A 14,763-nucleotide genomic window follows, 5' to 3' on the forward strand; every position below is an offset into this window, starting at 1 on the left:
ATCCATCCTATGTCGAACTCATCGTCCCCTTTCAATTCCCGTCGCCGCTTTGTCAAAGGGCTGGCCGCAGGGGGTGTGCTGCTGGGGCTGTCGTCGCGCGCCATGCAGGCGGTGGCCCAGGCAGTCGAAACGCCGGCAAGCGCCTCGGCTGCTCCCGTTCTCACGGGCAACGTATTTGACCTGGTAATTGCAGAGTCGCCGGTCAATTTCACAGGGAAGCAGACCGTTGCCACAACCATCAACGGCTCGCTGCCGGGGCCGACGTTGCGGTGGAAAGAAGGCGAAATGGTCACCATCAACGTCACCAATAAGCTGCGGGAACACACCTCCATCCACTGGCACGGCATTATTTTGCCGTTCCAGATGGATGGCGTGCCGGGCATCAGCTTTGCTGGCATTGCGCCTGGTGAGACCTTCACTTACAAATTCAAGGTCAAGCAAAGCGGCACCTACTGGTATCACTCCCACTCGGGGATGCAAGAACAAACCGGAATGTACGGCGCCATCGTCATCGATCCGGTGGATGCCAGCAAGAAGCTGGCAGATCGGGAGCATGTCATTCTGTTCTCTGACTGGATGGATGAAAATCCGATGTCGGTGCTCTCCAAGCTCAAGAAGCAAGGCGATTTCTACAATCTAAATCGCCTGACGGCCGGCGATTTTGTCCGCGACGCACGCAAAGATGGCGTGAAGGCGGCTATGGACAATCGTGCGATGTGGAATGAGATGCGGATGAACCCCACGGACCTGGGGGATTTGTCTGCGGCGGCCCTGACCTATCTGGCCAACGGCGTCACGCCAGCGGGCAACTGGACCGCACTGTTCAAGCCTGGGGAGAAAGTACGCCTGCGCTGTATCAATGGCTCTGGCAATACCTTCTATGACGTTCGTATTCCGGGACTCAAATTGAAGGTTGTCCAGGTGGACGGCGTGGATATCGAGCCGGTCAGCGTGGATGAATTCCGCTTTGGGCCGGGCGAAACCTGTGACGTGGTCGTTGAGCCCAAGGAAGACGCCTATACGGTATTTGCACAGTCGATGGATCGCACCGGGTACGCCCGAGGCACGCTGGCCATCCGTGCCGGTCTGACGGCCCCGGTGCCGGCAGTAGACAAGCCGGAATGGCTCAGCATGGGTGACATGATGGGCGATATGTCCTCGATGGGTGGCATGGATCATGGTGCCATGGGGCATATGAACCACGGCGCGATGGGCGGCATGTCTTCCATGAGTGGCATGGACTCGATGTCCAGCATGGACAGTATGGATTCCATGGACAGCAAGCCGGCCACGCAGCCCATGGATCACAGCCAGCACCAGATGAGCGCAGCCAGTCCGCTGAAAGTGCCGAGCAAGAAGGCGCGTCATGCCAGCACCGAGTATGGGCCTAGCACAGACGCTCGTGTCGATAACGCTCGCACCAATCTGGATGATCCGGGTGTCGGCCTGCGCAATAACGGGCGCCGTGTACTGACCTTGGCCGACATGCACACGATCGGCGGTCCGCTCGATCAGCGCGGTCCGGAGCGCGAAGTCGAACTTCACCTGACCGGCAATATGGAGCGCTATGCCTGGTCGTTGGATGGTCTGGAGTTCGGCAAGTCCACGCCCGTTCATTTCCGTTACGGTGAGCGCCTGCGCGTCATCTTGCACAACGACACGATGATGACCCACCCGATGCACTTGCATGGACTGTGGAGTGAGCTGGAAATGCCGAATGGCGATTTCCTGGCACGACGTCACACGATTCCAGTCCAGCCGGCACAGCGCATCAGTTTTCTGGTCACAGCGGACGCTTTAGGCCGCTGGGCCTGGCATTGCCACCTGATGTACCACATGGACATGGGCATGTTCCGTGAAGTCGTCGTCAGCTAACCAGGACCTGCACCGAAAGGCATACCTAGAATGACTCTTACTCGCTATTCAACTCAGATTCTCGCACTGGCCCTGGCGTCGGCAAGCATGAACGCAGCTTTGGCCCAGTCCCACGAAGGCCATACCGCGCCTGCGGCTGGCTCGGCCTCGCAGCCGGCCCTTACCACTATGGACAGTATGGACGGCGGCACCGCCAGCACGGCGGGATCAATCGATCATGGGGCGATGAACCACGCCGGCATGAATGACGGTATGGATATGGGGGGCATGGACATGGGCTCCAGCTCGACAGCGCCAGCGGATGCCAGAGATCCACATGGCTATTCCAATGGCTATACCCTCAATACGGGCCCCTATGCCCAGAAGGACACCAGTGCATTAATGATGTCGGATATGCATTCCTTTGGCTCCTTCCTGATCGACCGGCTGGAGCACGTGCATACCCGTGATGGAAATTCCATCGCCTATGACACGCAAGGCTGGATTGGCAATTCTTATGACAAGTTCTACATCAAGGCCGAAGGTGATATCGAACAAGGCCGCGTGGGCGACTCTCGTACGGAATTGCTGTGGAGCCACGCAATTACGCCGTATTGGGACAGCCAGTTAGGGCTGCGCGTTGACGTGGGCAGCAACCGACCAGGGCGCAACTGGCTTGCCTTTGGCGTGCAGGGGTTGGCACCGTACTGGTTCGAGGTCGAAGCGACGGGCTACGTGGGTGAGCAAGGCCGTACCGCGTTGCGTGTGGCTGCCGAATATGAGGTGTTGCTGACCCAGCGCTGGATACTTCAGCCGCGCGTCGAGGCCAACCTGTACGGTAAAGAGGATTCCGAGCTGGGTATCGGACGTGGCCTGTCCAGTGCCGCCTACGGTGTGCGACTGCGCTATGAGTTTTCCCGGCAGCTCGCTCCCTATGTCGGGATCGAGCGTAGCCAGAATTTCGGCCGTACCGCGACCTACGTCCGTGGTGCCGGGGGCAATGCCGGGGAAACCCGGCTTGTGGCCGGTGTACGCGTCTTGTTTTAATTCTCCACTTTTTTAACCCTCCACAACATCTCCAAGGAGTATCGCCATGTCCTACCAGTCTCTCTTCGCCAAAACAGCCGTCACGATCGCTGCAGCCGCTTTTGCTACCGCCGCCTTCGCTCACCCGAAACTGCTCGGGTCGACCCCCGAAGACAATTCGACGGTGAGTGCCCCCGAGAAGATCGAGCTGCACTTCTCGGAGAACCTTTCCAAGCAGTTTTCCGGTGCCAGCCTCCTGATGGCTAGCATGCCTGGCATGAATCACGCGTCGCCCATGAAAATGGCCGCCAAGGTGTCCGGCTCGGATGACCCGAAGACCATGGTGATCACTCCCAGCCAGCCGCTGATGCCTGGCGTATACAGCATCGAATGGCGTGCGGTGTCGTCGGATACGCACCCTATCACTGGCAAGATCACTTTCACGGTGAAGTGAGCCGGTAATGGACGGGATGACCGTTTTGGTGCGCTTTGCGCTCTACCTAGACCTGATGCTTGTTTTTGGTCTGCCCTTGTTTCAGCTCCATGCTTTGCGCCAGACCGAACGTTCATCCGCCCTGGGCAGGAAGTTCTGTACCTTGACGGTGATATCAGCCGTCATCGGCATGGCGCTCTCGGTGGTGAGTATGTTCCTCATGGCCAAGGCAATGACCGGCGCCGCCGATTTCAGCTCGATTGAGCAGCACGTCTTCGAGATGATGTTGACCGACACAGCATTCGGCATGGCGTGGTGCTTGCGAATGGCCATGCTGCTGGTGATTGTAATGGTGTCACTGCTTTGCGCCGCATTGCCGACTTTGAGCGCTGCCGTAATGAGTATGGCGGGGGCCGTCGCACTGGCCACTTTGTCTTGGGCTGGTCACGGCGCAATGGATGAAGGTATGCGTGGCCAAATCCACCTCACGGCAGACATCATTCATCTGCTTGCCGCGGGTGGATGGATAGGCGCTCTGGCAGCATTTATCCTATTGCTTCTGCTGCGGTATGGTAACGAGGCGGCTGACGTTTCCTTGCTCAGCCGCACTCTCAACGGCTTTGCCCTCATGGGAACGGTCATCGTGGGGTCGCTGGTCGTCACTGGCGCAATCAACTATTGGCTCATCGTTGGCCCTACGTTCAACGGCCTGCTGTCGTCGCCCTATGGCCAGCTGCTGCTCGCCAAGCTGGGGCTATTCGCGTTGATGCTGGCGCTGGCCGCGGCAAACCGGTACCGCCTCAGTCCCTTGCTTGAGCGCGTCCATGTCTCCGGCGAACATAGCCAAGCCATCGCTGCATTACGCAAAAGCCTCTTTATCGAAACATGCTGTGCATTCCTGATTCTCGCTCTGGTCGCTTGGCTCGGCACCTTGGGACCGATGACGGAATGAGGCTCACGCCAAGCTAGCGCGGAATATGAAACGCCGCACCAATTTTTCCTGTCTCTGTAAAGGTAAATGGATGAAAGAGCTTTTTGTCGCCAATCTACTCGTGCTGACCTCTTTTGCTGCGCATGCGACAGGTGAAACGATCACCATCTATAAGGATCCTCAATGTGGTTGCTGCACGGCGTGGGCAAATCACATGCGCCGAGCAGGCTACAAGCTCAAGGTCGTTGACAGCAAAGATATGTCGGCGATCAAAAAGAGACTGGGTGTGCCTGACTCTCTGCAGTCGTGCCATACCGGCCTGGTAGAAGCAACGGGTCAGGTGATCGAAGGCCATGTCCCAGCACCGGTCGTTGCAAAACTCATTGCATCCAAGCCAACCAAAGGTGTAGCGGTACCGGGCATGCCCGCCAACTCTCCGGGCATGGGCAAGATGGATGGCAAGCTGGTGACGGTGGACTTCGTCGGTAAGGATTTTTCTCAAGACTGACGCCGATAGCGCGATGCGGTTCATTCCGTCAGGACGCATATGAACTTGGTTTGACCTGGGTCACGCCGTCCGATCCGGTCCTTACTAGACTGTAGAGAGAGGCAACCTTTCGACGGCCTCATCTCAAATTAAGGAGAAACCATGAAACGCGTCGCCAACCTGATCGGTACGGTCGCAATGGCATCATTCGCCATTTCCGGATTTGCACAAACCGCCGCTGAGCATGAAGGGCATCATCCGGGACCGGCCGTCACTTCACCGTCCTCCGCCGCCGAACCGGGATCTGAGGGCGCACCCATGGCTCAGATGGATGATCAGATGAAAGTCATGCGCGATATGCATCAGAAAATGATGAGCGCCGCTTCTCCTGAAGATCGGCGCCAATTAATGGCCGATCACATGAAAACCATGAAGGACAGTATGGCCATGATGCAAAGCATGATGGCGGCCAGGACGGAACACAAATCGGCACCGACACCGGCGATGATGCAGAAACAAATGGACATGATGCAGATGACTATGCAGATGATGATGGACTGTATGGAAATGCCGATGTCAATGTCGAAGTAAGTACTGATAGCGTGATGGGGTGCTCCGTGTGCCCGTCACGTGACCTAATGGGTAGGCCTGACGGGAGAGCAGTAACTATGGATGAACATCATCACCATCATCATACCGCACCAGATCCAGGCGTTGAAATGAGCTCGCCCACGGAAAAAAGCCAGACTGACCCGGTTTGCCACATGAAGGTGACTCCCGATCCATACCGGAGGATAGAGTACGGCGGAAGTGATTTTTACTTCTGCAGCGACAAGTGCATGGGAAAATTCCGTGCTAATCCGGCTGCATTCGTCGGAGCTTCATCAAAGCCCGAGGCAAGCAGTACGCCAGCTGATGGAGCCGTCTATACCTGTCCCATGCACCCGCAGATCAGGCAGACTTCTCCGGGGAATTGCCCCATCTGTGGGATGAGCCTGGAGCCGCTGCTACCGACGGAGCAAGAAGAGGAGAACCCTGAGCTGCGTGACTTCCAGCGGCGATTCTGGTTCACCTTGCCCTTGACTGTGTTGGTCACGGTACTGGCCATGGCCGGTGGCCGAATATTCCCACATGGTCTGCACGGTCAAAGCTGGATCGAGCTGGGGCTTGGTACGCCCGTGGTCTTGCATGCCGGCTGGCCGTTCTTGCGTCGAGGAGTCGACTCGATTGTCCGCCGTAGCCCCAACATGTGGACTCTCATCAGCACGGGCGTGGTAGCCGCCTACGGCTATAGCGTAGTCGCAACTGTTTTCCCCGAGCTATTCCCCCAGACCTTCATGGAACATGGGCGGATTAGCGTCTACTTCGAGGCCGCGGCGGTCATCATCTCGCTGACGCTGCTGGGACAGATCCTGGAACTCCGGGCGCGCTCGCAGACGTCTGCCGCCATTAAATCACTGCTCGGCTTGGCGCCCAAGACGGCCAGACGGATCACAGCAGATGGTACGGAAGAAGACATCCCTTTGAGCAACGTTCATATTGGCGACCTGCTCCGCGTTCGGCCAGGCGAAAAAGTCGCTACCGACGGGGTGGTCGTTGAGGGAGAGTGCGCCATCGACGAGTCGATGCTAACCGGTGAACCTGTCCCCGTTACCAAGCGACCTGGTGACAAGGTTATCGGGGCAACGATCAATGCCAGCGGAAGTCTGATCATCCGCTCCGAGAAGGTCGGGTCGCAGACCATGCTCTCCCAAATCGTTCAGATGGTAGCCCAAGCCCAGCGCTCGCGCGCTCCCATGCAGCGGTTGGCGGACGTCGTCGCCGGCTATTTTGTCGTCATCGTGGTGGGTATTGCTTTGCTGACGCTGCTAGGCTGGGGATTTTTTGGACCGCAGCCAAGCTGGGTCTATGGATTTGTCAACGCGGTAGCGGTCCTGATTATCGCTTGCCCATGTGCGCTTGGCTTGGCCACGCCTATGTCCATCATGGCCGCCACTGGCCGTGCGGCAACCCAAGGCATCCTGTTTCGAGATGCAGCGGCCATCGAGAGTATGAAAAAGCTGGATACGCTCATCGTCGACAAGACTGGCACCCTTACGGAAGGAAAACCTGCTTTCGATCGAATAATTGCCGCACCGGGCAGTCAAGAAGCGGAGATCTTGCAACTGGCGGCAAGCCTCGACCAAGGAAGTGAGCATCCACTAGCGCACGCGATCGTTACCGAGGCACGCCGGCGCCAGCTTCCCTTATCGACACCCAGCCGCTTTGAATCTTCCAGTGGCATAGGCGTTCGAGGCGTAGTCAACGGAGAGCGTCTAGCGCTAGGCAATACGACGTTGATGGAATCGGAAGGCGTCTCTTCGGAATCTCTGTTGTCGGAAGCAGAAGCTTTGCGTGTTGAAGGTGCCAGCGTGATGTATCTGGCGAGGAATGGCGCACTTTTGGGGCTACTGGCAGTCTCGGACCCCGTTAAGGGAACAACACGGGAGGCGTTGGCCAGCCTAAAAGAGGCCGGGATCTCGGTAGTCATGGCCACAGGTGATGGCACTACTACCGCTAAATCGGTTGCCAATAAGCTTGGCATCTCCGAGTTCTACGGTGAAGTGAAACCGCAAGACAAGCTGGCACTTGTAGAGCGTTTCCAGGCCAAAGGCAAGGTCGTCGGGATGGCGGGTGATGGAATCAACGACGCTCCGGCGCTAGCCAAGGCAAATGTTGGGATCGCTATGGGAACCGGCACCGACGTGGCAATCAATAGCGCCCATGTCACACTGGTGAAAGGCGACCTGCGGGCCATCGCTCGCGCGACAGAACTGTCAGTAGAAACTGTGCGCAACATGCGTCAGAACCTGGGCTTTGCTTTTCTCTACAACGCATTGGGCATTCCCTTGGCCGCAGGCTTGCTTTACCCGTTTACCGGACAATTGCTCTCACCGATGTTGGCGGCACTGGCAATGAGCCTGAGCTCGGTATCAGTGATCGCGAATGCGCTGCGCCTGCGCGGAACCCGAGGCTAAGCGTTAGCTGGGGTCGCCTCAGAAAACGGAAAATAAAGCACGCTAAGCCGGTTGCAGCGGTCGTAGCGGCCTGAACTTGCCCGCGCCGATCTTGGCGCTGCTGCGCCAGAGGTAATCGCCGGTCAGGTTGACGTGTTCCCAGCCAAGTGGCGACAGGTACTGCAACAGCGCGGCATCGTGACCGTTCAGGGCCTTCGTTGCCCGCTCTAGATAGACCGTGTTCCACAGCACGACGGCCGCCGTCACCAGATTGAGGCCGCTGGCCCGGTAGCGCTGCTGCTCGAAGCTGCGGTCGCGGATTTCGCCCAGGCGGTTGAAGAACACGGCACGGGCCAGAGCATTGCGTGCTTCTCCCTTATTCAACCCGGCATGCACACGGCGGCGCAGTTCCACACTTTGCAGCCAGTCGAGGATGAACAGCGTGCGCTCGATGCGGCCCAACTCGCGCAAGGCCACGGCCAAGCCGTTCTGGCGCGGGTAGCTGCCGAGCTTCCTGAGCATCAGCGAGGCCGTCACCGTGCCCTGCTTGATCGAGGTGGCCAGCCGTAGGATTTCGTCCCAATGGGTGCGGACGTGCTTGATGTTGAGCGTGCCGCCGATCATCGGTTTCAATGCCTCGTAGGCAGCACCGGCCTTCGGGATGTAGAGCTTGGTGTCGCTCAGGTCGCGGATGCGCGGCGCGAAGCGGAAGCCCAGCAGGTGCATCAGCGCAAAGACGTGATCGGTGAAGCCAGCCGTGTCGGTGTAGTGTTCCTCGATGCGCAGGTCGGATTCGTGGTACAGCAGGCCGTCAAGCACATAGGTCGAGTCGCGCACGCCGACGTTGACCACCTTGGTGTGGAACGGTGCGTACTGGTCGGAGATATGGGTGTAGAACGTCCGCCCTGGGCTGCTGCCGTATTTCGGGTTGATGTGGCCCGTGCTCTCGGCCTTACTGCCGGTGCGGAAGTTCTGGCCGTCCGACGATGACGTGGTGCCGTCGCCCCAGTGCTCGGCGAACGGGTGCCGGAACTGGGCATTGACCAGCTCGGCCAGCGCCGTCGAATAGGTCTCGTCGCGGATGTGCCAGGCTTGCAGCCAAGCGAGCTTCGCGTAGGTCGTGCCGGGGCACGACTCCGCCATCTTGGTCAGGCCTAGGTTGATCGCGTCGGCCAGGATCGTGGTCAGCAGCAGGTTCTTGTCCTTGGTCAGGTCGCCCGATTTCAGGTGCGTGAAGTGCCGGGTGAAGCCCGTCCACTCGTCCACCTCCATCAGCAGCTCGGTGATCTTGACGTGCGGCAGGATCATCGCCGTCTGGTCGATCAGGGCCTGCGCGGTGTCGGGCACCGCCGCATCGAGCGGCGTGATCTTCAGGCCCGACTCCGTGATGATGGCGTCCGGCAGGTCGTTGGCCTGCGCCATGCGGTTGACGGTGGCGAGCTGCGTTTCCAGCAGCGTCAGCCGGTCATGCAGGTACTGGTCGCAATCGGTGGCCACGGCCAGCGGCAGTTCGCTGGCCTGCTTGAGACTGGCGAACCTCTCGGTGGGCACCAGGTAGTCCTCGAAGTCCTTGAACTGGCGTGAGCCTTGCACCCAGATGTCGCCGGAACGCAGCGCGTTCTTCAGCTCCGACAGCACGCACAGCTCGTAGTAGCGCCGGTCGATGCCGGTGTCGGGTATCATCAATTTCTGCCAGCGCGGTTTGATGAAATCGGTAGGTGCATCGGCGGGCACTTTGCGGGCGTTGTCGCTGTTCATGCCGCGCAGCACCTCGATGGCGTCGAGCACATCCTTGGCAGCGGGCGCAGCCCGCAGCTTAAGCACGTCGAGGAATTCCGGCGCGTAGCGGCGCAGCGTGGCGTAGCTTTCGCCGATGCGGTGCAGGAAATCGAAGTCCTCGGGCTGCGCGAGTTTCTGCGCTTCGGTGACGCTCTCGGCGAAGGCATCCCAGGACATGACGGCCTCGATAGCGGCGAACGGGTCGCGGCCCGACTGCTTGGCCTCGAGCAGCGCTTGGCCGATGCGCCCGTACAGGCGCACCTTGGCGTTGATGGCCTTGCCGGATGCTTGGAACTGCTGCTGATGCTTGTTTTTGGCGGCATTGAACAGCTTGCCCAGGATGCGGTCGTGCAGGTCGATGATTTCGTCGGTGACGGTGGCCATGCCCTCGATGGCCACCGTCACGAGGGTGGCATTGCGCCGCTGCGGTTCGAACTTGGCCAAGTCGGTGGGTGTCATCTGTCCGCCCTCACGGGCGATCTTGAGCAGCCGGTTCTGGTGCACCAGCCGCTCGATGCCGGAAGGCAGGTCGAGCGCCTGCCAGGCTTTGAGGCGCTCGATGTGTTCGAGCATGTGCCGCGAGTTCGGTTTGGCGGGCGACTGACGCAGCCAGGCCAGCCAAGTCATCTTGCCGTTGTCGCGGCGCTTGAGCAGATTCGTCGAGGCGGCGGCGATGCGCGTCCGACAGCGGCTCGGACAGGGTTTCGTAGATCCGCCGGTTGGCGCGAGTGATGGCTTCGGCACTGGCGCGCTCGATGACGTTGAGGACGGGCAGGATGATTGATTGCCGCCGCAGGTGCTCGATCAGCGCGCTGGCCAGCACGATCCCCTTGTCGGTCTGAAAGGCCAGTTCGGTCAACGTATGCACTGCCTGCCGGTAATGGCTCATGGTGAAAGGCTGGAAGCCAAACACCGTTTGCAGCTCGACCAGGTGCTCGCGCCGGGTCTGTTCCCGCTGACCATAGTCGCCCCAGGTCTCGACAGGCACCTTGAGCTGATCAGCGACCAGTTTCAGCAGCGGCGAGGACGGCGGTTGATCGATGCCCAGAATGATGCCGGGGAAACGCAGGTAACAGAGCTGTACCGCGAAGCCCAGACGGTTAGCAGGCCCGCGCCGCTGCCGGATGATCGAGAGGTCGGTATCGCTGAACGTGTAATGTCGGATCAGGTCGTCCTTGGTGTCCGGCAACGACAATAAGCTCTCCCGCTCGGCGGCGGACAGAATTGAACGGCGGGGCATGATCAGGTTTCTCGCATGTACTGGTAAAGCGTTTCCCGGCTGATGCCGAATTCACGGGCCAGCTTCGCTTTCTGCTCGCCCGCCGCGACGCGCCGTTTCAGCTCAGCGATCTGTTCACCGCTCAGAGACTTCTTTCGGCCCCGGTAGGCCCCGCGATGCTTGGCGAGCGCGATGCCCTCACGCTGCCGCTCACGGATCAAGGCCCGCTCGAACTCGGCAAACGCTCCCATCACCGACAGCATCAGGTTCGCCATCGGCGAGTCCTCGCCGGTGAAGGTCAGGCATTCCTTGACGAACTCGATGCGCACGCCGCGCTTGGTCAGTTTTTGTACAAGGCGGCGTAGGTCATCGAGGTTGCGCGCCAGTCGATCCATGCTGTGCACCACCACGGTGTCGCCTTCGCGCACGAAGGCCAGCAGCGAATCGAGTTCAGGCCGCTGGGTGTCCTTGCCCGACGCCTTGTCGGTGAACACCCTGCCGACTTCGACATGCTCCAATTGCCGTTCCGGGTTCTGGTCGAAGCTGCTGACCCGGACGTAGCCAATGCGTTGCCCCTGCAAGATGCCTCCCAACGTGAAAGTGTCAGGAAGAAATCTATGATCTTTCGCCGCAGGTGTCAATAAAATCGAAAGATAACTCTATTCTGACGTTACAAAGCGGCCTATCCTGACACCAGGATAGGGTATGCTTCAATCTGACGGCGGCAAGTCGCAGGCGTTTGGATCGGCGCTGGTTTCGTTCCCTGCCTTGGCGCGCGCCTGGAAGCGCCGATAACACTCCAACCCACAGAAGTGTTCGACGTATTCCGCACCTTCCGGCGTGAAGGCGGCATCGAGCGGAATTTCCTTACAGCACACGCAGCAACTGGTGGCGGTCGGATTACTTGCATTCATGGTGGCACCCTTCCATTGACTGACGAAGGCAGCGAATGCCGCCGCCGGCATCGGTTTGGCGAACAGAAAGCCTTGTCCTGCGTCGCAGTCCGCTTGTCGCAACAGCTCAAGACTCGCCGATGCTTCCACGCCTTCGGCCACCACATCCATGCCCAGCCCATGCGCAAGCTGGATCACGGTGTGCACGATGGTCTGGTCGCGGTGGTCGTTGGCGAGTCCGGCGACAAACGATTGGTCGATCTTGAGCGTGCTGATGGGGCAGCACTTCAGGTGTTGCAGACTGGAATAACCCGTCCCGAAGTCATCGGCGGCGAAGCGCACACCGATCTGTCGCAAAGCTTCCAGGGCGGGGAAGATCGCCGGATCACCGAACGCGACCGATTCGGTCAGCTCAATTTCAAGATACTCGGCGGGCAACTCGGCATCGGCCAGCACGCCCTTTACCCACCCGTCGAAGTCTGGTCCCACCTGGCTCGCCGAAACATTGACGGCCAGCCGGAACGGTCGCCATGCCAGCATCCTCCAGTCGCGCACCTGGTGGCAGGCTTCGCCCAGCACCCACGCGCCGATTTCCGGCATCAGGCCGGACGATTCGACCACGGGCAGGAACTGGCCCGGCGGCAACATTCCGAGCGTCGGATGACGCCAGCGCAACAGGGCTTCCGCGCCGACAATCTGGTCACTGCGCAAATCGACAATCGGCTGGTAGTGCAATTCAAGCTGCCCACGCTCGACCGCCTGCGCCAGTTGCGCCACTGTCCATTCAATTGGCTGGGAAGCACTCATGATCGACCTCTGAAGGCCCGCAGCAGCCGCGTTACAGACAGGACAAACAAGCCAGTCAGCGTGAGGGCTGCAATACCCCAGTGCTCCCCGATGAACGCGCCGGCCGTCGTCCCCGCGAGCACAACGGCGAGAATCGGCAAATGGCAGGGACAGGTGAGCACGGCCAGCGCGCCCCACAGATAGCCGGTGAACGGTTTGTGTGTCTCGGATGGCAAGCGCTCGGGGTTGTTCATGGCAGACTTTCAGCGTGCTGTGCCGACTCGGTCGGCATGGTTGCCAACTGCACTTCCAGGTCAGCCAACGCCTCGCGCCGACGTTCGACGAACTGGCGCAGCTCGGCAAGTTGCGAGGCCGCTTCATCGGCGTCCGCAGCATCCAGCGCCCGGCACAGCCGCGCCAGCGCATTCAGGCCGATGCCCGCCTCGAAAGCAGCCCGCACGAAGCACAGCCGTTGCAAGGCGGCATCGTCAAACAGGCCGTAGCCGCCTGGGGTGCACGCCACCGGGCGCAGCAATCCGCGCAGCAGATAGTCGCGCACGATATGCACGCTCACCCCGGCATCAAGGGCCAGTCGGGATACTGTGTAGGCGTTCATTGAACACCTCCTTTTTCTCAACCGGCGCAGCACGAAAGCTGCTTCACGTCCTTGCTGAAGGTCTGCGCCGCGAGCTTCAACCCCTCGACCATCGTCAGGTAGGGGAACAACTGGTCGGCCAGTTCCTGCACCGTCATGCGGTTACGAATTGCCAGGACCGCCGTCTGGATCAGTTCGCCCGCTTCCGGCGCGACCGCCTGCACGCCGATGAGCCGTCCGCTACCTTCCTCGATGACGAGCTTGATGAAGCCGCGTGTGTCGAAGTTGGCAAGCGCACGCGGCACGTTGTCCAAGGTCAAGGTGCGACTGTCGGTCTCGATCCCGTCGTGATGCGCTTCCGCTTCGCTGTAGCCCACGGTCGCCACTTGCGGATCGGTAAACACCACGGCCGGCATCGCGGTCAGGTCGAGGGCCGCGTCTCCGCCCGTCATGTTGATCGCGGCACGGGTGCCGGCCGCTGCCGCCACATAGACGAACTGAGGCTGGTCGGTGCAGTCGCCGGCCGCGTAGATGTTCGGGCTACTCGTGCGCATGCCCTTGTCGATGACGATGGCCCCTTGCGCATTGATGGTGACCCCCGCCGCGTCCAGTGCCAGGCTGCGCGTGTTCGGTGTCCGCCCGGTGGCGATCAGCAGTTTGTCGGCGCGTATTTCACCGTACCCCGTGGTCAGCACGAATTCGCCGTCCACATGGGCGACCTGGCTGGCTTGCGTGTGTTCCAGCACCGTGATCCCTTCGGCACGGAAAGCGTCGGTGACGGCCTCGCCGATGGCCGGGTCTTCGCGGAAGAACAAGGTGCTGCGCGCCAGGATCGTCACCTGGCTGCCCAGTCGGGCAAAGGCTTGCGCCAGTTCCAGCGCCACCACCGACGAGCCGATCACGGCCAGGCGTTCGGGAATGGTGTCGCTGACCAGGGCCTCGGTCGAAGTCCAGTAGGGTGACTCTTTCAAGCCGGGAATCGGCGGCACGGCCGGGCTGGCGCCCGTGGCGATCAGGCAGCGGTCGAATACCACCACGCGCTCGCTGCCTTCGTTCAAACGGACAGCAAGGCTCTGGGCGTCCTTGAAATGCGCTTCACCGTGCAGAACGGTGATGGCTGGAGTGCCATCCAGAATGCCTTCATACTTGGCGTGGCGCAGTTCATCGACACGGGCCTGCTGCTGGGCCAGCAGCCGCTCGCGCAGGATCGTCGGCGGTGTGGGTGGCATGCCGCCATCGAACGGGCTTTCCCGGCGCAGATGGGCGAGGTGGGCGGCGCGGATCATGATCTTGGACGGCACACAGCCGACATTGACGCAGGTGCCGCCGATGGTCCCGCGCTCGATCAGCGTGACGTGCGCGCCTTGCTCGACGGCTTTCAGCGCCGCAGCCATCGCGGCGCCACCGCTGCCGATAACGGCGATGTGCAGTCCACCCCCATCACCGCCAGCCTTGTCGCCACCGCCCAGCCATCCCAGCGCCTTGCCAAGCAATCCGCCCCGCACTGAAGTGGATGGGGCATCGGCGAGCGTGGCCTTGTAGCCGAGGCCGGCCACGGCGGCGGCCAGCGCATCCGGCGAGGTGCCGGGCTCGGTGGCGAGTTGCGCGGTGCCCTTCGGGTAGGACACGACTGCCGACTGCACGCCCGGCACTTTCTCCAACGCGTCCTTGACGTGCACAGCGCACGAATCGCAGGTCATTCCGGTGATCTTTAAGGTGGTCATGAATCAATTCCTTTTATTTACTTCGGTGACGGCCAATGCC

At 60.4% G+C, this 14,763-nt stretch carries 12 protein-coding genes and 1 pseudogene; 7 read left to right on the plus strand and 6 right to left on the minus strand.

Annotated elements, in window-relative coordinates; genetic code table 11:
• The first annotated feature begins 9 nt into the window (after positions 1-9).
• From FYB76_RS19530 to FYB76_RS19560, 7 genes are all read left to right on the plus strand, one after another.
• Positions 10-1,875, plus strand: a complete 1,866-nt coding sequence (locus FYB76_RS19530) for a copper resistance system multicopper oxidase (protein ID WP_077235356.1) — start codon at positions 10-12, stop codon at positions 1,873-1,875.
• A gap of 30 nt (positions 1,876-1,905) precedes the next feature.
• Positions 1,906-2,901 carry a copper resistance protein B gene (locus tag FYB76_RS19535; RefSeq protein WP_077235355.1) on the plus strand — a complete coding sequence of 332 codons (996 nt, stop codon included), beginning with the start codon at positions 1,906-1,908 and terminating at the stop codon, positions 2,899-2,901.
• A 46-nt stretch (positions 2,902-2,947) separates the two neighbouring features.
• Positions 2,948-3,334, plus strand: coding sequence for a copper homeostasis periplasmic binding protein CopC (copC, locus tag FYB76_RS19540; RefSeq protein WP_077235354.1), 387 nt, complete (start codon positions 2,948-2,950; stop codon positions 3,332-3,334).
• Between the two features lie 7 nt (positions 3,335-3,341).
• Positions 3,342-4,265: a copper homeostasis membrane protein CopD gene (gene copD, locus FYB76_RS19545; RefSeq protein WP_139347064.1), complete on the plus strand. Its 924-nt coding sequence runs from the start codon at positions 3,342-3,344 to the stop codon at positions 4,263-4,265.
• A gap of 25 nt (positions 4,266-4,290) precedes the next feature.
• On the plus strand, positions 4,291-4,752 hold the full coding sequence (locus FYB76_RS19550) for a DUF411 domain-containing protein (protein WP_229297034.1): 462 nt from the start codon (positions 4,291-4,293) through the stop codon (positions 4,750-4,752).
• Between the two features lie 141 nt (positions 4,753-4,893).
• Positions 4,894-5,322 carry a hypothetical protein gene (locus FYB76_RS19555; protein ID WP_077235353.1) on the plus strand — a complete coding sequence of 143 codons (429 nt, stop codon included), beginning with the start codon at positions 4,894-4,896 and terminating at the stop codon, positions 5,320-5,322.
• Between the two features lie 77 nt (positions 5,323-5,399).
• A complete protein-coding gene (locus FYB76_RS19560) occupies positions 5,400-7,748 on the plus strand; it encodes a heavy metal translocating P-type ATPase (protein ID WP_370516381.1) in 2,349 nt (782 codons plus the stop codon).
• Positions 7,749-7,790: 42 nt separating this feature from the next.
• Here the strand turns inward: FYB76_RS19560 and FYB76_RS19565 are convergent.
• From FYB76_RS19565 to merA, 6 genes and pseudogenes are all read right to left on the minus strand, one after another.
• Positions 7,791-10,746, minus strand: a pseudogene (locus tag FYB76_RS19565) (Tn3 family transposase).
• A gap of 2 nt (positions 10,747-10,748) precedes the next feature.
• Complete coding sequence (locus tag FYB76_RS19570; RefSeq protein WP_077235360.1) at positions 10,749-11,306, minus strand: recombinase family protein; 558 nt, start codon at positions 11,304-11,306, stop codon at positions 10,749-10,751.
• A gap of 129 nt (positions 11,307-11,435) precedes the next feature.
• Positions 11,436-12,425, minus strand: coding sequence for a DUF3330 domain-containing protein (locus FYB76_RS26860; RefSeq protein ID WP_035884593.1), 990 nt, complete (start codon positions 12,423-12,425; stop codon positions 11,436-11,438).
• Entirely contained in the window at positions 12,422-12,658 is a 237-nt protein-coding gene (gene merE / locus FYB76_RS19580; protein ID WP_035884594.1) for a broad-spectrum mercury transporter MerE, read from the minus strand. The genes FYB76_RS26860 and merE overlap by 4 nt, the downstream gene beginning before the upstream one ends.
• Complete coding sequence (gene merD, locus FYB76_RS19585) at positions 12,655-13,020, minus strand: mercury resistance co-regulator MerD (RefSeq protein WP_035884595.1); 366 nt, start codon at positions 13,018-13,020, stop codon at positions 12,655-12,657. Before merD ends, merE begins: the two co-directional genes overlap by 4 nt.
• A gap of 17 nt (positions 13,021-13,037) precedes the next feature.
• Positions 13,038-14,723: a mercury(II) reductase gene (gene merA / locus FYB76_RS19590; RefSeq protein ID WP_154134754.1), complete on the minus strand. Its 1,686-nt coding sequence runs from the start codon at positions 14,721-14,723 to the stop codon at positions 13,038-13,040.
• Positions 14,724-14,763 lie beyond the last annotated feature (40 nt).

The organism is Herbaspirillum sp. CAH-3 (assembly GCF_009668275.1).
Classification (GTDB): domain Bacteria; phylum Pseudomonadota; class Gammaproteobacteria; order Burkholderiales; family Burkholderiaceae_D; genus Herbaspirillum; species Herbaspirillum aquaticum.